Below are 20,842 nucleotides of genomic sequence, written 5' to 3' on the forward strand. Positions count from 1 at the left end.
ACGCTGAAAGGGAGAGGGACGCCGGTCAGAGCGGGGGCATTTGCCAGCCGCCGGTCTTGGTTTCGAGATAGGCGGCGGTGGCGAGCACGTGGTCATCACGCCACGGTTGGCCGATGACCTGCACCCCGATGGGCAGTCCCTCGGGCGAGGTGGCACCCCGCACGACGGCGGCGGGCCAGCCGGTGGTGTTGTGGGTGCCGTTGAAATTGGCGCCGCGGTCGGAGCGGGGGCCGTCGCCCGTGCGGGGACCGATGTCGATCAATCCGGCGGGTTTGCCGAAGACGGGATTGAGCACGATGTCGTAGCTCTTGACCCACTGCAGCATGCGGCTGCGGGAGGAGTCTTGCTTTTCGAGCAATTCAGTGAGTTCGGCGGTGGACACACTCTCGCGGTTGGCGCGGCCGGTGATGGTGGGGGAGATGGATTTGGTGCCCCACTTTTCGGCGAGGCGTTTGAGGCCCCACTTGCTCTCGCGACTGATGGCGCTGCGGACCTCGTTGAGTTCCTCCAGCAACTCGCCGGGATAATCCTCGGTGACCGTGCAGCCAAGTTCCTCCAGGTAGGTGGCACATTGTTTGACGGCGGCGGCGGTTTCATCGGTCACTTCGCCGGAGGGAGCTTTGACGTAGTAGGCGACGCGCAGCTTGGCGACGTCGACCGTGGCGGGATCGGTCCACGGCATCGGCGGAATGGCGGCGTCGAAACCGTCGGGGCCGGCGATGATCGACATGATGAGCGAGAGGTCCTCGACGCGACGGGCCATCGGGCCGAGTTGCTGCCAGGTGTCGTGGATGCCGCCGTAGTCGACGACGTGGCCGGTGCGCGGCACGCGACCAAAGGTGGGCTTGATGCCGGCGATGCCGTTGAGGTGGGCGGGGCCCCGGATGGAGCCACCCCAATCGGTGCCGATGTCAAAGGGCGCCCCGGCCGCGGCGACGATGGCGCCGGCCCCGCCGGACGAACCGGCGGTGGAGCGGGTGGTGTCGTAGGGATTGCGGGTGATGCCGTAGACGATGTTGGCGGTGGTGGAGACACCGGGAATGCCGCCACCGCCGAGGGTCCATTCCGGGGTATTGGTCTTGCCGAGGAGGATGGCGCCGGCGCCGCGCAGGCGGGCCACGACGGTGGCGTCCTTTTCCGGCACGTAGTGCATGCGCCCGACGGTGCCGGCCGTGGAGATGACGCCGGCGGTGTCGATGGAGTCTTTGATCGTCATGGGCACGCCGTGGAGCGGGCCGAGGAGTTCGCCGCGGGCGAGAGCGGCATCGGCGGCCTTGGCCTCGCTCAGGGCCCGGTCGAAGCAGGTCTGCACCACGGCGTTGAGGTGCGGATTCACTTTTTGGATACGAGCGATGCAGGTGGTGGTGGCTTCGACGGCGCTGACCTGTTTTTCGCGAATGAGTTGGGCCAGCTTGGTGGCCGACATCGCGATGAGGTCGGTGGAGGGATCGGTCGAAACCGCGGCGGCCCGGGCGCGGGACGCGGTGGCGCCGGCGGCGACGAACACCGGCAGCGAGCGCAGGCCGGCGGCGAGTCCGGAGCGGCCGAGTTGACCAAGAAAGGCGCGGCGGGAGGCGGCGGGAACGGGCATTTTGGAAACGCTGAAGAGCTGAAAGGTGAGAAGCTCAGAGGGGGCGGCTTGGGGCACAGGCGGGCCCGGCGGGCCCCGGAGCGCGTTAAAGGGGCGTGGCGCTCCGGGGCTTGCTAGGCCGAACGGGAGTCGGGGAAGGGGGCTGCCGGGATTAGAAGCGGCGGGTGAGCGCCAGCTCGTAGTTGCGCGGCAGACCCGTCTGCAGCAGCGTGCCACCGAAGGAGCCGGAGTTGGGCGTCCACATCAGCTCGTCGGTGACGTTGCGGATGTTGAGCGCGACGCGCCAATTTTCGCTGTTCCAGTAGAAGGCGGCGGAGTGCGAGACCGACGAAGGCAACACCAGCAGGTCCGGGATCACCGAGGAGGCGGAGACGTCGGACACGTAGGTGGTATTCCACGACATGCCGAAGCCGTTATCCCAATTGTAGCCGATGAAGGCACCGAGCACGGTGTCGGGATACTGGCCATACTTGTTGTATTTCGGGTCGTCGGTGTTGACGCGAATCTGCGGATTGCCGCCGAAGAGGAAGGCCTCGGCCGGGAACAGCACCTCGCCGGTGGCGGGGTCCAGCACGTCTTCGAACCCGATGTAGCGGGCGGTCACGAGGGCGTTCTGGAATCCGGCCCGGTGCCAGTGGATGGACTGGAAGGTGCCGGTGAGGATGACCGAGAGGTTCTTGTTCGGCACCCAGCGGGCCTCGGCTTCAATGCCGCGATTCTTGGTCGAGCGGATGAAGCTCACGCCCTCTTCCTCGACCGACGAGGAACGCACCTGCTCATACGCGCTGACGGAGTAGTAGAGCTTGTCCTTGAGCGCGGAGCCTTTCAGGCCGACTTCCTTCAGGGTGGCGGCGGCGAGAATGTTGCCACTGTTGACGTTGCCGTAGGTGAGGGACTGGTCGGACTGCGACAGCACAGCTGACGACTCGGAGATGGTGTAGTAGGGCGTGAGTCCGAAAAGGCCGGTCTTGAAGTTGGTGCTGACCGACCAGGACAAGGCGTCATCCGTGCCGGTGGCGGAGCGCTCCGGAGCGGTGGTGAAGGTGGCGCCCCGGTTGTTCGTCCGGTTGTAGCGCTCGCCCTCCGTGGTGTCGGCATCGATGTAGTCGTAGCGCGCGCCACCCACGATGTTCAGCTTCTTCGCGAAGGTGATATCGGCCATCGTGCCGACACCGTATTCGATATACTCACTGTGGCGGGCGGTGCTGATGGGTTCGCCGGTCTCGAAGGAGCGGTCGCCGCTGACCAAGAAGGAGGCGAAGGTATCCGTCGGGGTGTAGCCGGTGATCAGGTCGCGACGGGAATCGTAGTCACCCGTGGTGTTGATGCGGCCGCCGTCGGTGTAGCGAACGTTGGCGGACATCAGCCCCTTCATTTCGACCCAATCCGGCATTTGGGCGAGGAACGGGATCTCACGTCCGTCACGAATCGCGGTGTATTTCGTTTCGAGCGCCGTGACCTCCTGGATTTGGTTGAAAGGCAACTGGGAGCGCTTGTCCTGGTATTGGTAGTCGAAGAGGAACTGCAGCTTCTGCGTCTTGTCCGGATCGGCGTCATCAACCAGATCGGCGTAGGCGGTGTAGGTGTGGCCCTGGGCCTTTTCCTCGATGGCCACGAGACTCCAGTCGCGCTCGCTGAAGCCGGCTTCGGCCGGGTTGAGGAAGAAGCCGATCGGCACTTGCGGACCGGTGGTGGGGATGGGGCCACCGGACGGCGAATTCAGGATGGCCTGGCCGGCCGGCGAAGCGGCGGCGGCGGCGTATTCCGGCAGCATGAGCAGGTCCTTCATGGACTGCGGCACGCCGGGAATGCCGGCGAAGGGGGTCTCGGGGGTCGGGAAGATCACCGAGGTGAGCGGGCGGGCGCCGTTGTAGTAGCTCCCGTCGGCGTAGTAGCGACTGGCTTGAATCTCGGCCTCGGACACGCGCCCATTGCCATCGGTATCGAGGTTCACCAAGGCGGAGCCGCGGATGTAGGTGCCGTCGGCAAGGGTGGCCTGGGTGACGCGGTTGGAGCCAGCCTGACCGGCATTGACCGCCTTTTGATAAATTCCGCCGGCTTCGAAACGCCACTTATCCGTCAGGTTGACTGAGACGGATGCTTGAATGACGCGGTCGCGTTGGAAGTTCTGTTTGTAGAAGCTATCCGAGTCGTTGCCTTGGATGAAGACCTGGTAACCGGCGGGGCGGTCGCCGAGCTCAAGCGGAGAGGAGTAGTTGATCTGGAACTCGGCGCGATCGTAGGAACCCATGATGAAGGTCACGGAACCTTCCGGCGAGGTCAGGTATTTGCCGGTGGTGCCGCGGACGGACTTGGGCACGTAGTTCACGTAACCACCGATACGACCGTTGCCGAAGATCGGGGAGGGCGGGCCGCGGAAAACCTCCACACTGTCCCACATGGTGATGACGTTGCGGATGTTGCCCTGCGGATCGATGCGCTTCATGCCGCGCAGGTAGACGTCGGCGTTGTTGCCGCGCACGTTGGTCGCGCCGGCGATGCCCCAGCGGTTGACCGTGTAGGTGCCGGGCACGATACGGAAGAGTTGGTCACCGTCGCGAATGCCGACCTTGTCGATAAGGTCGGAATTCACCACGGAAACGGAACGGGGTGTTTCGACCAGACTTTTGGAGAAGCCGAGGGCGCCGTCCAAAGGCTGAGTCGGAAGCACGAAGGTCGGGTCCTCACCGCCAAAGCCGACGTATTCCTCGACCTCGCCGGCGACATCGTCGCCGGTGGCCTGAGCAAACATTTCGGATGCGGTCAGAGAGAGTCCGATCAGAGCGGCTCCCACGGCCCGATGAAGGAGCGGGCGGGAGCGGTGGAGCTGAACATTTTTCTGCATGACGTAGGTTGGTTGGAATGGTGTCGTGGCCGACGTGCGGCGCATGCCAAACGAGCCAGCAAAGTGCCAAGAAACGGGCCAAGGGCGGGGGTGGCGGAATATTCAACCAACGCGGGACAGGGCGTAGTTTGGTTCAATCAAATCGCTTGTATCGATAATGCTCATACGCCGAATCCGGCCGCAAAAAAGCCCGCCGGGGGAACCGGCGGGCGCAGGGGAAAGGCGTGGTTGGTCGCTCAGTTGGCGGCGGCAAGGGCGGCGCCGCTGACCTTCTCCAAGTATTGGGCGATGTAGGGCTTGGGTTCGAGGGACTGGGCGCGTTCGAGCAGGGGCACCGCTTTGTCGTAGTCGCGCAGCGAGACCAGCATGCGGGCGTGTTGCACAAGCGCATCGTGGGTGAATTCCTTCACCTTGCCGGCGCGCTCAAAGTAGAGGGCGGCGCGCTCGACATCGCCTTCCTGCCAATGGAAGTCGGCGAGGAGCAGGAGGGCCTTGCCGTTGAGCGGGTCAGCTTCGACCACCTGCGCAAGTTTGTCCGCGGCGGCGGCGGCACGATCCTGGGCGAGGTCACTTTGGGCCTTGAGGTTCAGCACGTCGAACTTCGCGGCCGGGCTGAACTTGGCGGCGGCGGCGCCCTCCCAATCGGCGAGGAAACGGTCGAGTTCGGTCCAGGCGCTGAGATTGGCGAGGCGGCGGGCGATGCGCAGGCCGCGGTCGACCGGCAGGTCGGCGCGCACGGCGGCTTCCTGGTAGAGGTCGAGGGCGAGGTCGGGCTGATTGAAGTTCAGATAAATGTCACCGAGGAGCACGGTGGCATTGGTGGTGGCCTTGCCGGCGGCGCGGAGAATCTCAAGCGTGGCGGCGGCGCTGGCTGGATCATTTTGCGCAATGTAGGCGTTGGATTGCAGCAGCAGCAGCTCGGTCTGCTCGGGATAGACCTTCAGCAGGTCGTCGATCATGGCGATGGCTTCGGCTTGGCGGCCGAGATTGACCAGGCACTGCACCTTGCCCATGCGCCAGTCGCGGCTTTCCGGTTGGAAGAACAGCGCCTGCTCGTAGGAGCGGAGGGCGGCTTCGGTGTTGCCGAGGCTCAGGTAGGAGTAGGCCAACATGCCGTAGAGGTCGGCGCCCTGGCCGCCGAGTTCGAGCGCCTTGAGCAACATCGGCACGGCCTGGTCAAACTTGGCCATCTGCACGTAGACGATGCCGAGGTTGCGGTAGGCGCGGAGGAAGTTGGGGAAGGCTTTGATCGCCTTGGTGTAGGAGGAGGTGGCGGCTTCGAGCTTGCCGGATTGGAACTGGAGGTTGGCCAGCGTGTAGATGAGCGCGGCACTGGATTCGGGGGTGAGCGAGGCTTCGAGGGTGGCGATGGCCTGCGCGGGATCCGAGCTGATGAGTGGCGCGATGGTCTCGAAGATGACCTTTTCCTCAGAGGTGATGGTCGGGGTGCGCTCGGTGTCGAAGCCGTAGGTGCCCATGAAGCGCGACACGAAGTCCGGGTTGGACCAAGTGTTTTCCGACAAGGGATAGGATTGGGCGAGGCCCAGGAGCGGAGTGGAGGCCAGCAGCAGAGAGCGGAGAGAGCGGGTGAATTTCATGAGCGGGAAAAAGAGGAGAAAAAAATGATCAGGGTTCGAAGCGGATGTTCCAGTTGTAGCGAGCGCGGACGGCGCGGCCGTTTTTCTTGGGCGACTCGTAGAGGCAGGCTTCGGCGAAGCGGATGGCGGCGGCCTCAAATTCGCGGTGGCTGGAATCGACCACCTTCTCGACCCTCACTTCGCCGCGCTCGTTGATGATGATCATCACGGTAACATAACCGCGGATACGGGCGCGTTTGAGCTCGGGGGGGAAGGGCAGCACCGGAGTGCGCGTGCGCCGCGGGGCGGAGTCGAGGTCCTTGATGTCAAAAATAGCCAGATCGTCGGCGGTGTCGTCGGCGTTGACGCCGAAACCTTCGAAGGAAAAGGCACCGGCCATGGCGTCGCCGACGCCGAGGTTGAGGGCGACATCCAGCTGGCTGAGTGAGAGCTGCTGCGGGGGCGGTGCGACATCGGGTGGTGGTGGCTCCGGGGGCGGCGGTTCCGGCGGCTCCATTTCCATGGGGGGCGGCGGGGGTGGGGCGGCCACCTCCACCGTGAACAGCTCGTTGGGTTTTTTGCCCAACGCGGCGATCATCTGGGTGAAGGGCAGCAGCAGGAAGATGCCGGCGGTGCAGGCGAGGGTGCCGAGCCACAGGGCCACGCGCGGCACCCGACGGTGGCGCAGGTAGGACTTCTGTCCGATCAGGATGGGCTTGGCGGTGGTGGAGGCAGCGGGCATGGCGTCGCGGGGATGACCGGTGGGCAATGATTAGGGGGCGTCGGTGGAGAGGCTGACCTTCTGGGCGCCGCCCAGTTTGGCCTCGTCGATGACGCGCACGAGCATGTCGGAGGAGACCGCCTTATCGACTTGGATGATCACCGGAGAATCCTCGGCCTTGGTCAGGCGGCGCACGGTGGAGCGCACGCCGCTGAGCCCGATCTCCTGACCACCGTAGATCACTTTGTTGTCCGCCGTAATGGCAATCATGATACTTTGCTTCTCCAGGGAGAGCGAGGCGGAGGCCTCGGGCTTGTCGACCTCGACGCCGGTCTCCTCGACGAAGGTCGTGGTGACGATGAAGAAGATGAGGAGGATGAACACCATGTCGATCAACGGGGAGATGTTGATCTCTTCGGGTGGTTGCAGACCTTGAGTGAGGGAGCGGCGAGCCATGGGAGGAAGTGGGAAGGTGGTTTGCGGAAGCTGGAATCAGGCGGCGATGCGGCGCGGCAGGGATTTGCGGATGAAGGCGTTTTCGAGGCGGAGCAGGAACAGCTCGAGGCTGTCGCGCATGGCCTTGATGCGGGAGATGAGCACAAAACCGGGGATGGCGATGACGAGGCCGGTCATGGTCGTGATGAGCGCCTCGGCGATACCGCCGGCGACCAAGCCGGCGGTGCTGGTGCCCGCGCTCGCGGACAGGCCGTTGAAGGTCGTGAGCATGCCGGTCACGGTGCCGAGCAGGCCGGCCAACGGCGCGGTGGACACGAGGACCATGGCGAAGCGCACGCGGCTGTTGATGCGCGGAATGTAGTCGGTGCGGATCTCGTCGAAGCAGGCGCGAAGGCGGTCGATGGACTGGAAGTTCGCGGCGGCGAAGCGAATGACTTCGCCGAGTTCGCCCTGGGCTTCGTCCGGTGCGTCGATCCAGTGGCGCCAGACATTCTCATCGGTCCGGCTGAAGCGCCGCACGAAGAGTTCCAGGTAGAGACCGACCACGGAGTAGTAGATGATCATCGTGAGGACGGCGAGCGGGAGCATGAGGGGCCCGCCGTCCTGGAAGATCTGTATGGTCTGAGCGATGAGACCTTCTTCAGGCATGGTGCGTCAGGGGATGAGGTTGAAGCGATCAGGCGGCGACCTGCTTGAGACCGGCCTCTTTGGCTTCGGCGAGACCGTTGCCGAAGGTGATCATCAGGGTCTCGAGCTTGCCCATCTTGGACGCCACCAGGCGGGAAACGATCGCGCCGAGGATGCAGGCCGGGATGGCGGCGATGAGGCCAAACTCGGTGGTGATGAGCGCCTGGGAAATACCGGAGGAAAGACTCTTGGCGTCACCCGTGCCGAAGAGGGTGAGCAGTTTGAAGGTCTCGATCATGCCGGTCACGGTGCCGAGCAGTCCGAGCAGAGGCGCGACCGAGGCGGCGAGGGTGATGAAGGTGATGCCGCGCTCGAGCTTCGGCTTCACGGTCAGCAGGGTTTCGAACAAAAATTCGTCCAGCAATTCGCGCGGGAGGTGGACGTTTTTAAGCCCGGTTTGGATCATCGCGGCGGCGGGTCCTTCGTGCTGGTTGGCGATCCGCAGCGCCTCGGGCACCTTGTCCTCGCGGACAAGGGTATTGATCTCGGTGACCTTCTCCGGGGGCATCAGCTTGAGGCTGAGAATGTCGAGCAACTTGAAGGCGGTGATGCCGACGGCGACGAGGCCGAAGAAGGCGATCGGCCACATCCAGATGCCGCCCTTGAGGAAGTGTTCGAGGAAGGTTTCCTTCGTGGTGGCGATGGCGAGGGCGCGGCCGAGCGTGGGATCGAGGGGCACGCTGCCGGATCCGCTGCTGACGAACGCGTTGATGGCCTCGGCGGCGGCGGGATCGAACACGATCAGGCTCGGCGTATCGCTGGAGCCACGGGTGAGCAGGCCGGCGTTGGTGCTGTCGGCGGCGAAGTAGCCGATGGGACCGAGCTCGAGCACGGTGCCGGAGACGACCTTGCCACCGGGGAGCACAGCTTCGCCGGGGAACTTCGCGCCGCCGACGTTGGCTTCGATGCGGGAGAGCGCGAGATCCACGCCGCCGAGTTGCGCGGCGATTTTCTCCCGGGTGGAGAGACCTTCGCTATCGGCCTGGTTGAGCACGGCGACGACCTCGGGGCCATATTTGGCGGTCTCGCCGACGGCGAGGGAGGCGTTGACCCGATTGAGGTAGTCGTTGAGGAGGTTTGCGACGTAGCCGGCCTCATCGTCGTAGGCTTTGACCTGCGCTTCGAGGCTGGCGAGGTCGACACTTTGATTGTCGACGATGCGCTGCATGCGTTCGTGTTCGCGGCGCAGCCCGAGCACTTTGGACTCGAGTTCCCTGAGTTCGGTGGCCAGCGGGAGACGTTCGGCGGCGATCTCGCTGCGCAGCGTGTTGAGCTCGGCGACAGCAGCGTCGAGTTTGGTGCGAGCGGCGGTTTCGAAACCGGGCGACTGGCCAAGCGCGAGCGAGGCGCCGAGCAGTCCGCAGGTCAGGAGGCAAGTGTTGAAGGTAGAGCGAGCGATCATGGTGAGAGAGGTCAGTCAGCTTGGAGAGGAACGGAGACGAACTCGGGGGATTGGCGAGCGAGGTAGACGTCGAGGGCACGCGCGACTTCGAGCGCTTGTTCGCCGGCGACGGTTTCCCATTTCCAGCCGGTCGCGGTGGGAAAACCGTATCCGGCGTAGTCGCCGCCCGCGTCGGTGAAGAGGGCGGCGGCGAGTCCGAGGTAAAGGGTCTGCACTTCGCGGGTTTCGCCGCCGACGTCCTTGACCTCGCTGACGTATTTCACGTCGGAGTTGAACTTGTCGGTCTGGGCGAGCACGCCGATGACGTTCTGCAGGCGTTGCGAGTAGCTCAGGCGGGTCTTGGCGGGATCGTCGGGGAGCCGGGCGATCAGCGGCTTCAATTCAATGGCGAGCGGGTCCGGGAGCGTCGCGGTCAGGGTGGTGACACGCTGTTCGAGTCCGGCGATGGTGGCGTCGAAGGCCTTGCTGGTGGCGCGGCCGGCTTCGAGGTCGGCGTTGAGTTCGGCGCGCTTTTGGTCGGCCGAGGTGGCGCTGGCCTGCAGGGTGACCATCTTTTCCTCGAGCTCCCCGATCTCCGCCTTCAGCACCTCGACCATGTCGGCCAAGGTTTGTTTCTGCGTGCTCCAGGCGGCGGATTCCTCGCCGATCACTTTTCGGATCTCAATGTATTCCTTGTAAGTGTCGCGGGCGGCGGCGACGGGATTGGCGGTTTCGTCGGCCTGGGCGACCGCGAGCGTTCCGGTGAGGGACAGCGCAAGCAGGACGAGGCGAGGCGGTGACGGCGGGCGGGCGAGGAGGCGCATGGCGGCGTGGTCAGTTGGTGTGAAGGATGATCCCCAAAGTGGGGGCGGCCGGAGTTGGCACGCGGTTGCGCTGTTTTTAGCAAAGCATGTTCCGCAATCATGCCAGGGGGGCGAAACCGCCGTGGGTGGATCAAAATTCAAACAAGCGGGAATTCGTTTGCGGTTTATTCACCTTGGGCGGTGGACGGGTGGCGGGCTTGGCGGTTGCTGCGCGGATCGGCTGTGCAACTTTCGTTCATGGGTATTGATTTCGCCCGGTTTCGTGCCGGGGCGGTGATGCTGCTGCTCGGCGGTTTGGCTGGCTGCGCGCAGGGTCCGGCTCGCGGGCCGGTGGCGCTGGCGGTGCGGCCCGCGCAGTTCAATTTTGATCAGTCGGCGCCGGCGACCCCGGTCACCGGATGGTGGTGGCGGAGCTTCGGTAACGAAGAGTTGGATACGACGGTGCAGCGGGTGCTGGCGGGCAACCTCAGTCTGGCGGCCGCGCGCGCGCGTCTCGCGCAGTTGGACGCGGTGCGGGCCCGTGCGCGCACGACGCGCTGGCCGCAGGCGAGCGTGGGGGCGGGGTGGGACCACGACCTCGAGCGCACCCCGGAGCGATCGGACGGCTGGCAGGTTGATCTCAGTGTGACCAGCGCGGTGGACATTTTTGACCGGCTGGGCGCGTTGGCGGCGCAACGCGACTGGGAGTGGGTGGCCCAGGGCGAACGCTTGCACGCCACCCAGCTCGCGGTGGCGGCGACGACGGTGGAGCTGTATTATGGGGTGGTCGCGCAACGGCAGCTCCTGGCGCTCCTGCAGGACCAGGCGTCCACCGCACGGGAGGTCCTGGGGTTGATTGAACGCCGCTACGAACAAGGACTCATTTCGCGACTGGATGTGTTGCAGCAGCGTGGCCAGGTCGCGGAGATCGCGACGCTCGTGCCGGCGGCCGAGGATGCCCTGCAGCTGTTGCTGACGGAGCTCACGGTCTTGGCCGGGCTGCCGTCGGGCTCGTTTGACACCCTCGCCACCGGGGTGGGGTTTGCGACGTTGGAGCCGTTGTTTCCCGCCGGAGAGCCGTTTGATTTGTTGCAGGCCCGGCCTGATCTGCGGGCGGCGCAGGCCGATCTGCAGGCGGTGGACGCGGACTTGTCGCGCGCGGTCGCGGAACGTTGGCCGCGGCTCTCGTTCAGCGGTTCGGTGGCGTGGTTGAATGGCCGGGCGGTCAATGGTTCACCGGTGGCGGCGCTGGCGGCCGACTTGGTGCAACCGCTGCTCGATTGGGGTGGGCGACGGATGGAGGTCGCGCGGGTGCAGGCGCTGCGCGAGGAACGCCTCCTGGCGTTGAGCCAGGCTTTTCTGCGGGCCGTGGCCGATTTGGAGTCGGCGGTCAAATCTGAGGAGCGGCAACGCGAGCTGATGGCGCTGCTGGAGGATCGCGGCAATTTATTGCGCGAGACCTTGCGGCAGGCGAACCGGCGTTATGAGTCAGGACTGACCGACTACCTGCCGGTGCTTTCCGTCACGCAGCAGTTGCATGCCTTGGAGCAGCGCATGGTGCGGGAGAACCGCACCCTGATGTCGTTGCGCGTGGACCAGTTCGTCGGGATCGGTGGACCCATGCCCGCGCTGGACGAAAAGCTGGCCGGTGACTCAGTTGGTGGAGGCGACGTCGATGCCCGCGAAGTCGCAGATGCGCTCGACCAACTTGCGCAGTAGGCGGGGGTGCAGCACCGCGTCGGGGCAGGCAAAGCAGGACTCCTCGATGAAGCGTCGATCTTCGGCGGTGATACAATCGGGCGAGGTGCCGGCGGGTTCGATCAGCTGGCGCAGGCTTTCGGCCCGCTTCGCATCGGCCAAGCTGGTCACTAGAATCGGGTCGAGGTGGGCGTGGGCGGCGGCGGGATCACGGGTCCAGGCGGGCAACTCGCGCAAACAGTCTTCGACCGCGCGCGCCAACGCACGTTGCAGAACGCGGCGGACGGTGAGGGGACGCAGCGCGGAGCTGGGGGGGCACGCAAGAACCGCGTTGATATGGTGCGGGGAGAGCTCGGCGCTGGTGGCTACGCGTTTTCCGATGCCCTGGCGCAAGGCCTCATCGGCAAACGGCACGGGAGCGCACAGCCCGTCCACCACATCCTCGGCGAGGAAACTGTTCATCTGACCGGGTGGAACCGGCACACAGCGGGGCTCGGGCTGATTGGAAGATCCGAGTGCAGCATGCCATTGTTTAACCAGCCGGGCGGCGGAGCTTGGCGTCGGGGGAACGCCGATGCGCAGCACTTCCGCGGTCGCGTAGCGTGGCGTTTTCAGGCGCTCGGCGATGCGCGGATTTAATACGAAATCAAAGCCGCCGCGCGTGAGCACGGCGAGGATGCCCCAGGGGTCTGCGGTCTCATGACTTTGTTGCGAGTTGAGGACGGGGGTGACGGCAGGCAGACAGGCCGCGTCGAGCCGACCGTTCATGCAGTCTTCGATGAGGCTTCTTAATCCTATGCCGCGCACGAGTTTCAGTTGCAGGCCGGAATCGGAGAAATAGCCCGCGCTGAAGGCATGCACGAGCGGGAGAGAGCTGAGCGAACCGAGATGTCCAATACGAAATGATCGAGGCATTTTGAATGGGAAGGTTGGAGCGAGAGTCGAGTGGCACCGCGGCTGCTAGCAAACGTCGCACCAACCCAAAACGCTGATGGCCTTGAATGATCCAATCGACAGTCGGCAGCTCCAAATATTCCTCCGCTTGGCGAGTGAAGGCAGTCTGAAGAAGGCGGCAGAGGGGCTTTTTCTCACCACCTCCGCAATCAGTCACTCCATCTCCAATCTCGAAAGCGATCTGGGGGTGAAATTGTTTCATCGTTCCGGGCGCGGATTGGTGCTGACTTCGCGCGGTGAGTTTCTGGCCAAGCAAGGCGGCATCGTTCTCGCGCAACTGACGAGCCTGCGCCGGCAGTTGGCGGATGAGTCCATCAGTGATCGCAGCACCCTGCGCATCGCGGTGGGGCACAGTTACCTCAACTACCTGCTGCCGGATGTGGCGCGGGAGTTTTCGGAATGTTTCCGCCGGGTGTCACTGCACGTGCGGGCGGCGGACCGGGAGGAGGCGATCGAGCTGGCCCGCACGCACGAAGTGGATGCAGCTATCCTGGTGGATCCGCCGCCGGACGACAGCGAGTGCGCCAGCACCCGCCTGTTCGAGGACCGCTTTGTCCTGGGCGTGAGCCGACGGCATCCACTAAGTGAATACGAACGCGTGCCGGTCCGGAAGTTGAACGAACAGAGCTTGGCGATGGCCCAGATGTCGAGTCACACCGCCAACCGGCTGCAGAACGCGTTGTCGCGGCGCGGAGTTCGTTTTCGTGAATCAATGGAATTGGGCAGCCTCACGGCAGTGCTGGCCATGGTGCGGCTGGGCGGCGCGGTGGCTTTGCTGCCGACGTGGTTGGCCCACCAACTCGATGATGCCTCGATCGAACTTCGACCGGTGGATGGTTTCGAATTTTCGCGGGTGTGGAGCTATTATTATCCGCGCTCTCACGGGGACAGTTTGTCCAACCGCAGTTTCCGGCGCCTGTGTGAGGCGCACGCTGAGATTTTGCAGCAGCGCGCCGAGCTGGTGCTGAGCTGAGCTCGACCCCGTTCGCGTCAGACCGCGCGATTTTGCCGCCGCCGGCGTTGCAGAAAAACGGAGACCAAAGCGGCGGCTACACCGGCGCCGGCCCAGGTGCGGGGCTCGGGCACGGGCGTGAAGGACACGAAGGTCTCAAACTGCGCGTAGTTCAGACTGGCGTTGCTGTGGCTGTAGGTCGCGGCGATCACCTGACCCTCGGGGGAAACCCAACCACTGTTGGTTAGGTCAACCATCGGCGCGAGCACCGTGCCGTAGAAACGAGACTGGCCGCCGAGGCTGACCGAGGCGCCCAGCCCCCCGTTGAGCTCGGGCGTGATGTTCCAGAGAATCTGGTCGTTGTTGGTGCCGGCATTGAAGTTGATGCCGTCGAAGATGGTTCTGCCGTCGGCGTTTTGCACGTTGATGACAAAGGTCACCTCGGCGGGCACGTTGATGACGACCTGGCTGACCCGTTCCTGATTTTGATTCCAGGAGCCGTTGCCGTTGGCGTCGTAGAGCGAGCCGTTGAAGAGGTTCATGTCCAAGTTGAACACGACCACGCCGTCGGTGGCGCCGTTGGCGTTGAAACTGAGGGTCTGGCTGTTGAGCGTGATGAGACCGGTTGCGGTCGCGTTGGCGAGTTCGGTCGACGCGGCGGCGAGCTCGGACTGAATGGTGGCGAAATCCCAGTCGGCGGGACCGGAGTTGTTGCGCGGATCGACCGAGCCGAGCGGATCCGGGGTGTTGCTCGTGCTTAAGGAGGCGTTGCCGCTGGTCAGCCTTTTTTGGTTTTGGTCCCATGTCCACGAGCCCGTCAGGTTGGGCAGCGAGGCGTATCCGTTTTGAAGGTGCGTCCAATCCCAGCCGCTGAGGTTGAGGTCTCCGGCGACATAAAGGGTGGGGTCACTGCTGTTGAACATGTATCCCTGCTGTGCGATGGAGCCGCTACCGGACAGGGTGAGATCACCGCCTACGGCGAGCGGGCCCCACGTGCTGCTGTAGTTGGTAAAGGAGGCGTCGCCGAAAGAGATGAGGCCGTATTGGCGGATCGTTTGGTCGATCGTGTAGACCGCGTTGTTGACCGACACCTGCGCGCACAAGGTGCTCCCGGTGGCAAGGCCGAGGAGGAGAGCGAGGAGACGTGGCCGAAATGGATTCACAGCGAGGTTATTTGTCCGGGAGGTGAAGGTAGAGGTCAATGGGTGGAACCTGAGCATCATTACGCAGGGGACTTACCTCACTCGAAGTGAGGGAATCTCCCGAAGGACCTCGTTGCGTGGCATTCCGGCGGCGATGTTGGGGTCCGCGGTGAGGCGGGCGCGCTCGATACTGAGCAGCTGGAGGCGCGCGAGGGCGGGGAAGCGCTGGTTGGGCGCGGCGGGCTGTTCGATGACGGCAGCCCAGTAAGCGGCGTCGGGCGCGTGATCGACGGATTCCCCCACGCGCCGGAGAAATTCGCGGGCGGTGTCGAGGTCACCGGTTTCCCACGCCCAGGCGGCGCGGGCAGCGTCGGTCCGGGGGCCGTGCGGGAGGTCGGCGAGCAAGGTGGGGGCGCGACGGATCAACTCGTCCCGGGCTTGGGGCAGGGCGCAACCGAGACGCAGCCATTGATTGACCACGGTGATGTCCTCGGGTTGGCGGATGATCCAGTCGCCGTAGAGCGCCCAGAGCTCGTGCGGGGCATCGCGCTCCAGGAGCTGGTCGCGGAGGGCGGCGTAGGCCCAGAAGGCGTCGGGCGAACGGCGAATGGCGGCGCGCAGGGCTTCTTCGGCCCATTTGGGCCGGCCCCACAAGGTGGCGACGCGCGCAAGGACTTTCAGGGCGCCGGGGTTACGGGCGGTGGAAGCGATATCGACCGCTTCATCCCAGGCGGCTTCGGCGGCGGCGAGGCGGTTGCTGGCATGGAGTTGCTGCGCTCCGGCGGCGAGCACGGAAGCTTCGGGCGGGAGCTCACCGAGCGCGTTTTCAAGCAGGTAGTAGGAGGTTGCGGTGGGGATGTTTTCTTTGATCGCAATCTCGGCGGCGGCTTCTTGCACGACGGGTTGATCGGCGATGGCGGCGGGCAGGGTGTGGATCCACTGCAAGGACTCACGACCGAGGCGGATGTCGGCCATCCAGTGGGCCACCATCGCCACGTCTGCGGCGTTGTCCTTGGCCGTTGTCTTCAGGCCCAGCAACAAGCGGGGCAGGTCGGCCGCGGCGGTGGTGGTGCGGGCGGGGAAATCGAGGGCGCGCAGGATGTCGGGCATGACGCGGTCGAGTTGCTCGGGGGCCTGGGTGCGCGCGGCATCCTTGAGCAGTTCGACGGTGGCGCGCACGCGGTAGTCGGGCACGTCGAGCAGCGCGACGAGGGCATCGAGCCCTTGCTGGCGTTCTACGGCGTCACGGCTCCAAAGGCGGGCGAGTGCGAGATCGTAGGCGGCGGTGGTGTTGGCCGGGTCCGCGGCGACCAGCGCGGCGAGGTTGGTTTTGAGGGTGGCGACATCGCCGAGGTAGAGCGCGAGGGTGGCGGCGGCCTTTTGGTAGTCGGCGCTGCTGGCGGCGATCTGTTTGGCGGCGTCGAGCGCGGCCTGAGAGGTCTGATACTCGCCGAAGAGCAGGGCGGTCTGGGCGAGCTCGACCTGGGCCACGAGATCTTCGGGCGGAGCCAGTTTCGCGACGGTTTCACGCGCGCGCAGGGCCTCGGGCGAGCCGAGTTGGGTGAGGTAGCCGGCAATGCGGCGCCAGACGGCGACGTCGCGGGAGCCCATTTGCGAAACGCGACGGATCGACAGAAGCAGGCTGCGATAATCCTGTTCCGTGGCGAACTCGGCGGCTTGCGCCATGGTGCGTTCGACCCGCCAGTCCTTGAGCCGCGGCAGGCCCCAGAACTGCACCACCGGCCACGCCAACAGGCCCAGCACCACCGCGATCGCGGCGGCGGTGGCGGCGACTTGTTGCCGGTGGGTGTAGCTTCCCCAAGTGTCGTGCCAATGGCGTTGCCAGCGCGCGATCATCAGGGAGCGGGCCCGGATTTGGCCTCAATGGGCCGGTGAATGTGGCGATACATAGAAACGTTTCCCTTCTGAGTATCGGCGGTTCGCCGCGGTTCTTGAATGCCCAAGCCAGTGAATCTCTCTCCTTCGCGCGCTGATCGATCGGCGGACGTCTCCGGCGTCGCGTCGATGGCGTTGTTGTTGGCGTGCTTGTGGGGGCCGATCCTGTGGCGCTTGCGGGAGGCTTGGGGCTCGGATCCAGAGTTGATGCACGGGATGGCGGTGCCGTTCATGGCGCTCTATCTGGCGTGGCAGCGTTGGCGCGTCGGGGCTTGGGCGGAGCCGGGCCCGGACCGGCGTCGGGCGGGCGTGCTGGTTTTCGTTGCCGGTCTGTTGGGCGTGTGGGTGATGGCGCTGGTGTTGGAGATCAATGCGCTGTGGCCGCGGGCGCAGTGGGCGGCGGCGGCGGCGGCGATCGTGGGCAGCGGGGGCATCCTGTATTGGGCCGGCGGTTGGCCGCGGGTGCGCGCGTTCGCGTTTCCGGTTCTGTTCCTCACCACTGCGCTGTCGTGGCCATCGAGTTTTCGCACGATGGTGGTGCAGGGCCTCACGCATTCACATGCGGATCTGGCGGCGGAGATCGTCTCGCTGTTGGGTTACGCGGCGGTGGTGCGGGGGAACGTGATCGAAGTGAGCAACGGGTTGATCGGCGTCGAGGACGCATGCGCGGGGCTGCGCTCGTTGCAGTCGGTCTGGATGTTTGCGTTGTTTTTTGGCGAACTGCATCTGCTCGGTTGGGGCGCGCGCTGGCGCATCATCGCGGTGGCGCTGGGCGGTGCATTGTTGGGCAATGTCGCCCGGACGGTTTTCCTGACCTGGCGGATCGGTGTCGAGGGATCGGGAGCCAATGAGATTTGGCACGACGAGGCGGGGATGGCCGTGTTGATCGGCACGATCGCGCTGTGCCTCGTTTACGCGCAATGGGAGGCTGGGCGCAGCGCCTCGACGTCGGTGCGGTCCGAGGAGGAGTCTTTGATCAGGCCGGCGGTCGCGGCGTGGCCGCGCGTGTGGGCGCCGTTGTTGATCGCGTTGGTTTTGGAAACCGTGTTGGTCGAAGTTTCGGTGCGTCACTGGTATGAGCGCGGTCAGGACGTGGTCGTCACCAAACGATGGTCCCTGCGGGAACAGCCGGGTGTTTGGGTGGCCGAGGAGGTGAACCCGGTGACGCTGGACACGCTGTTGTGCACGAGTGCGGAGCAGTTGCAGTCGCGCAGTCAGGACGGCGCCTCGGCCTTGGCGGCGGTGTTTCGTTGGGAAAACGACCAAAAGGCCGCGAGCACGCTCACCAATGCGCATGATCCGTCGGTCTGCATGCCGGCGATCGGTGGTCGCTTGCTTGGGCCGCCCGGTGAAGTCGCCCTGAAATTCGGGGCGCGTGAACTGGTGTTCGACATCTACCGCTTTGAAACCGGCGGGCGCGTGCAGACCGTGTTCAACGCGGTGTGGGACGCGATGCGGGGCGAATCGATGCCGCGGTCGACCCGCGGCGTGACGATGGGCGACGAGCGCATGGCGCGGGTGCGCGACGGCCAACGATACGCGGATCGCGATCGGGTGGTGCTTGTGCTGGAAGGCGACTTCACGGTGCCGGCGGCCATCGCGTGGCTGCAAAGAGAAGCCCCGCGACTGCTCCAACCGACGGTCGGAAATCAGGCGCGGGGCTGAGAATCGAAACGGATCGCAGACAGGTCCCGGCTTCAGCGAGTGGCGCGGTGGATCGTGATGCTGCCGCCGGAGGTGTCGGCACGGAGGCGGGCCCCGCCGTCGTTGATCTTCCCCTCGATGTGGGTGCGGTTCATTTTGCGCGGAGTGATCGCCAGGTCCTCGACCGAGACGCGGCCACCGGAAGTGTCGGCGTAGAGATCGAAATCGCCCTCGGGGTCGACGCCGATGCGAATCGAGCCGCCGGAGGTGTCGGCGTTCACATCGGACGCGTTCGGGCCGACGTAGCCGATGGTGATGCTGCCGCCCGAGGTGTCGGCGCGGAGTTTGCCGAGCGCTTCGTCGATCGAGATCGAACCACCGGAGGTGTCGAGGTTGATGTCACCCGAACCACCGGTGACCTTGATGGAGCCGCCCGAGGTGTCGGCCACGAGGCTGGCGTCGACGAAACCGTCGACGCGGATGGAGCCGCCGGAAGTGTCGAGGTTGAGGTCGACGAAGGTCGGGCAGGTGAGGGTGACGGAGAAGTTGGCCTTGTTGTTTTTCCACCCGCTGAACCAGCCGCCGCCCTGACGGTCCCGTTTGACGGCGAGGATGATGTTGTTTCCGCGCTGTTCGAAGGTGATGTCGTAGTTTTCCAGAATGTCGGCGACCTCGGATTCGTCGTTGGTCTTGAAGGTCTGGTGCAAGGTGAGTTCGGCCTCATCACCGGGCACGATTTCGACGCCGATGGAGCCGCCGGAGATGTCGACTTTGATCTCGGAGCCCGGGGAGACTGCGAAGGTGCGTTCGACGTCGCGTTTGATCTTGGCCTGGGCGGCGATCGGCGCGAGGAGCAGCAGAGCGAGGGCGGGAAGCAGGAATTTGCGGGTCATGATAAGAGGAGAACCCAAGAGGGTGGGCTCAGGTTGCAGAAAATATTCGGAAAACTTCCGGTCGCCCGCAACGCGTGGTTTCAAGGCCAGGGTTGATGAAAATTAATGAATATTTCGGCGGGCGTCCTCTACGCTTCTAAAGTGGGTGGAGGGCCTTAGGGTCCGAGGGTCACCCCCGCGCCATGACCCCCGCTTTTCTCCGCTGCCCCCTCGCGACGCCGGCCCGAGTTCTCCTTGGATGCTGCGCGTTCCTTCCACTTTGGCTCCATGCTCGCGAACCCGTTGTCGTGGAATCCCGCAATGCGCCCGAGCGTAGTCACGTTCTGTTTGTCGGTGCGGAGGTTTCGATGGCCCAGGAGGGCGAACTGGTGCCGGTGCGGCGAATCAAAGGGCGCTCGGTCGAACTCGACACCGCGAATCGTGAAGTGCTGAAACCGCGTGGCAACGCCGGCCTGCGCCTGCGACCGGCGACCAAGGTGAGTGCAACGGATCTGGAGCTGCAGGGCTTTCAGGCGGAGCGTTGTTTTTCGCCGGCGGCGGATCCGAGCCGCACGCGCTTGCAGGATCAGGTGGAGCTGCAGGAATACGCCGCCGCGCAAGCGAGCGCCGCCGAGGCGGGGCTGCGCAGCACCGCCATGCTCGGCACCGCGGGCGGTCGGCAGGGTGGTGATGAGCTCTCGGCGGAGGGAATGGATCTGATGAATCGAGAAGCGATGGCTGCTTTCTCGGCGAACCAGCAGCAACAGGGAAAGCTTTGGACGGAGGCGAGTCAGCGGAACGACTCGTCGCGCACTCGTGCCGGCAAACCGGATTACGATGCGGTGCGCGTGGTCTTCAAGGTCTCGGCGCCGATGGTGGTTCGCGACTTGCAAGCCTTGGTGGTGTTACGCCTGAGCAAAGCAGGGGAGTTTGCCGATTTGAGCTTCACCCAGGGCATTGGCGACGTCGGCCCGCAGGAACGCCAGATCGATATCCTGCGGCAGGGGATTCCCCCCGATTACGAAATCAAGGATGCACGGGTGCACCTCTTTGCGCAGACGGAGGAGTTGCCCACCAACCTGTCGGAAAAACGTTATGCCGTGACCCAAGAGGAGGCGCGGGAATACCTTCGCTTGGTGCACTTGGATCGTCACCGGGGGGAAACCGTGCCGGCGGAGCTGGCGTGGTCGCTCGCGCCGCCGGCACTGCTGCAGTTGGAGGACGGACGCAGTCTTGATTTTCCGTTACAGGTGGAAGTCGACGCAGGTGGGCGGGTGACCGAGGTCAAAGACTCGCCGATGATAGTGCCGCCGCAGGTGCGGGAGGTGTTGCCGCAACTGGTCTTTGTGCCCGCGCTGCGGGACGGGGTTCCGGTGGCCTCGACCGTGACGGTCAATCTGGCCTCGTTTTTTGAGTAAAAGGTCCGCCGGGGAGGGTGGCCAGAATTTACCCAAAGCCTACCAAAGCGTGCATGGCTTTGGAACTCGTTTCAGGTTATGCTGTGCCCCGTTGCGACGCGGTGTGGCGGCGGTGAGATGAAAATTGCCGGCGACATGGGGTGTCGATTCTACGACGCAAGTATATATGAAAGAGGATCTTTTAAGAGTAGATGACCTGGAGCCC

16 protein-coding genes are annotated in these 20,842 nt (G+C 64.7%); 4 read left to right on the forward strand and 12 right to left on the reverse strand.

The window, feature by feature from the left end:
• Positions 1-25 precede the first annotated feature (25 nt).
• The 8 genes from AC0MRV_RS17100 to AC0MRV_RS17135 form a co-directional block, all read right to left on the reverse strand.
• Complete coding sequence (locus tag AC0MRV_RS17100; protein ID WP_472765720.1) at positions 26-1,591, reverse strand: amidase; 1,566 nt, start codon at positions 1,589-1,591, stop codon at positions 26-28.
• A 151-nt stretch (positions 1,592-1,742) separates the two neighbouring features.
• A complete protein-coding gene (locus AC0MRV_RS17105) occupies positions 1,743-4,436 on the reverse strand; it encodes a TonB-dependent siderophore receptor (RefSeq protein ID WP_472765721.1) in 2,694 nt (897 codons plus the stop codon).
• A gap of 236 nt (positions 4,437-4,672) precedes the next feature.
• Complete coding sequence (locus AC0MRV_RS17110) at positions 4,673-6,034, reverse strand: tetratricopeptide repeat protein (RefSeq protein WP_472765722.1); 1,362 nt, start codon at positions 6,032-6,034, stop codon at positions 4,673-4,675.
• Between the two features lie 28 nt (positions 6,035-6,062).
• Complete coding sequence (locus AC0MRV_RS17115; protein WP_472765723.1) at positions 6,063-6,755, reverse strand: energy transducer TonB; 693 nt, start codon at positions 6,753-6,755, stop codon at positions 6,063-6,065.
• A 30-nt stretch (positions 6,756-6,785) separates the two neighbouring features.
• Positions 6,786-7,190, reverse strand: coding sequence for an ExbD/TolR family protein (locus AC0MRV_RS17120; protein ID WP_472765724.1), 405 nt, complete (start codon positions 7,188-7,190; stop codon positions 6,786-6,788).
• A 36-nt stretch (positions 7,191-7,226) separates the two neighbouring features.
• Complete coding sequence (locus AC0MRV_RS17125; RefSeq protein WP_472765725.1) at positions 7,227-7,838, reverse strand: MotA/TolQ/ExbB proton channel family protein; 612 nt, start codon at positions 7,836-7,838, stop codon at positions 7,227-7,229.
• Between the two features lie 28 nt (positions 7,839-7,866).
• Positions 7,867-9,279 carry a MotA/TolQ/ExbB proton channel family protein gene (locus AC0MRV_RS17130; protein WP_472765726.1) on the reverse strand — a complete coding sequence of 471 codons (1,413 nt, stop codon included), beginning with the start codon at positions 9,277-9,279 and terminating at the stop codon, positions 7,867-7,869.
• 11 nt (positions 9,280-9,290) lie between these two features.
• Positions 9,291-10,082: a DUF3450 family protein gene (locus AC0MRV_RS17135; protein ID WP_472765727.1), complete on the reverse strand. Its 792-nt coding sequence runs from the start codon at positions 10,080-10,082 to the stop codon at positions 9,291-9,293.
• Positions 10,083-10,319: 237 nt separating this feature from the next.
• On the opposite strand from AC0MRV_RS17135, the gene AC0MRV_RS17140 reads away from it, so the two are divergent.
• Positions 10,320-11,780, forward strand: coding sequence for a TolC family protein (locus AC0MRV_RS17140; protein WP_472765728.1), 1,461 nt, complete (start codon positions 10,320-10,322; stop codon positions 11,778-11,780).
• On the opposite strand, the gene AC0MRV_RS17145 is transcribed toward AC0MRV_RS17140, so the two are convergent.
• On the reverse strand, positions 11,715-12,674 hold the full coding sequence (locus AC0MRV_RS17145) for an ABC transporter substrate-binding protein (protein ID WP_472765729.1): 960 nt from the start codon (positions 12,672-12,674) through the stop codon (positions 11,715-11,717). The genes AC0MRV_RS17140 and AC0MRV_RS17145 overlap by 66 nt on opposite strands.
• Positions 12,675-12,756: 82 nt before the next feature.
• Between AC0MRV_RS17145 and AC0MRV_RS17150 the strand changes: the two genes are divergently transcribed.
• Complete coding sequence (locus AC0MRV_RS17150) at positions 12,757-13,686, forward strand: LysR family transcriptional regulator (protein WP_472765730.1); 930 nt, start codon at positions 12,757-12,759, stop codon at positions 13,684-13,686.
• A gap of 17 nt (positions 13,687-13,703) precedes the next feature.
• Here the strand turns inward: AC0MRV_RS17150 and AC0MRV_RS17155 are convergent, their stop codons facing one another.
• Both AC0MRV_RS17155 and AC0MRV_RS17160 read right to left on the reverse strand, forming a co-directional pair.
• Positions 13,704-14,828: a collagen-binding domain-containing protein gene (locus AC0MRV_RS17155; protein WP_472765731.1), complete on the reverse strand. Its 1,125-nt coding sequence runs from the start codon at positions 14,826-14,828 to the stop codon at positions 13,704-13,706.
• A gap of 72 nt (positions 14,829-14,900) precedes the next feature.
• Positions 14,901-16,664 (reverse strand): tetratricopeptide repeat protein, encoded by a 1,764-nt coding sequence (locus AC0MRV_RS17160; protein WP_472765732.1) that lies wholly within the window; start codon positions 16,662-16,664, stop codon positions 14,901-14,903.
• 111 nt (positions 16,665-16,775) lie between these two features.
• Between AC0MRV_RS17160 and AC0MRV_RS17165 the strand changes: the two genes are divergently transcribed.
• A complete protein-coding gene (locus AC0MRV_RS17165) occupies positions 16,776-18,368 on the forward strand; it encodes an exosortase/archaeosortase family protein (protein ID WP_472765733.1) in 1,593 nt (530 codons plus the stop codon).
• A 32-nt stretch (positions 18,369-18,400) separates the two neighbouring features.
• Here AC0MRV_RS17165 and AC0MRV_RS17170 read toward each other — a convergent pair whose 3' ends face one another.
• The gene (locus tag AC0MRV_RS17170) at positions 18,401-19,240 is read right to left on the reverse strand and encodes a DUF4097 family beta strand repeat-containing protein (RefSeq protein ID WP_472765734.1); all 840 of its coding nucleotides are present in this window, start codon (positions 19,238-19,240) and stop codon (positions 18,401-18,403) included.
• A 287-nt stretch (positions 19,241-19,527) separates the two neighbouring features.
• Here AC0MRV_RS17170 and AC0MRV_RS17175 point away from each other — a divergent pair, with 287 nt between their 5' ends.
• Complete coding sequence (locus AC0MRV_RS17175; protein ID WP_472765735.1) at positions 19,528-20,637, forward strand: hypothetical protein; 1,110 nt, start codon at positions 19,528-19,530, stop codon at positions 20,635-20,637.
• Positions 20,638-20,842 lie beyond the last annotated feature (205 nt).

Origin of the sequence: Actomonas spartinae, assembly GCF_051209155.1 — a bacterium.
Classification (GTDB): domain Bacteria; phylum Verrucomicrobiota; class Verrucomicrobiia; order Opitutales; family Opitutaceae; genus Actomonas.

What these genes read in the sequence shown, in the direction of transcription:
- AC0MRV_RS17135 (WP_472765727.1), bottom strand. Translation starts at nt 10,082, where the DNA reads ATGCGCCTCCTCGCCCGCCCGCCGTCACCGCCTCGCCTCGTCCTGCTT.
- AC0MRV_RS17100 (WP_472765720.1), bottom strand. Translation starts at nt 1,591, where the DNA reads ATGCCCGTTCCCGCCGCCTCCCGCCGCGCCTTTCTTGGTCAACTCGGC.
- AC0MRV_RS17105 (WP_472765721.1), bottom strand. Translation starts at nt 4,436, where the DNA reads ATGCAGAAAAATGTTCAGCTCCACCGCTCCCGCCCGCTCCTTCATCGG.
- AC0MRV_RS17130 (WP_472765726.1), bottom strand. Translation starts at nt 9,279, where the DNA reads ATGATCGCTCGCTCTACCTTCAACACTTGCCTCCTGACCTGCGGACTG.
- AC0MRV_RS17120 (WP_472765724.1), bottom strand. Translation starts at nt 7,190, where the DNA reads ATGGCTCGCCGCTCCCTCACTCAAGGTCTGCAACCACCCGAAGAGATC.
- AC0MRV_RS17110 (WP_472765722.1), bottom strand. Translation starts at nt 6,034, where the DNA reads ATGAAATTCACCCGCTCTCTCCGCTCTCTGCTGCTGGCCTCCACTCCG.
- AC0MRV_RS17170 (WP_472765734.1), bottom strand. Translation starts at nt 19,240, where the DNA reads ATGACCCGCAAATTCCTGCTTCCCGCCCTCGCTCTGCTGCTCCTCGCG.
- AC0MRV_RS17140 (WP_472765728.1), top strand. Translation starts at nt 10,320, where the DNA reads ATGGGTATTGATTTCGCCCGGTTTCGTGCCGGGGCGGTGATGCTGCTG.
- AC0MRV_RS17160 (WP_472765732.1), bottom strand. Translation starts at nt 16,664, where the DNA reads ATGATCGCGCGCTGGCAACGCCATTGGCACGACACTTGGGGAAGCTAC.
- AC0MRV_RS17125 (WP_472765725.1), bottom strand. Translation starts at nt 7,838, where the DNA reads ATGCCTGAAGAAGGTCTCATCGCTCAGACCATACAGATCTTCCAGGAC.
- AC0MRV_RS17115 (WP_472765723.1), bottom strand. Translation starts at nt 6,755, where the DNA reads ATGCCCGCTGCCTCCACCACCGCCAAGCCCATCCTGATCGGACAGAAG.
- AC0MRV_RS17145 (WP_472765729.1), bottom strand. Translation starts at nt 12,674, where the DNA reads ATGCCTCGATCATTTCGTATTGGACATCTCGGTTCGCTCAGCTCTCTC.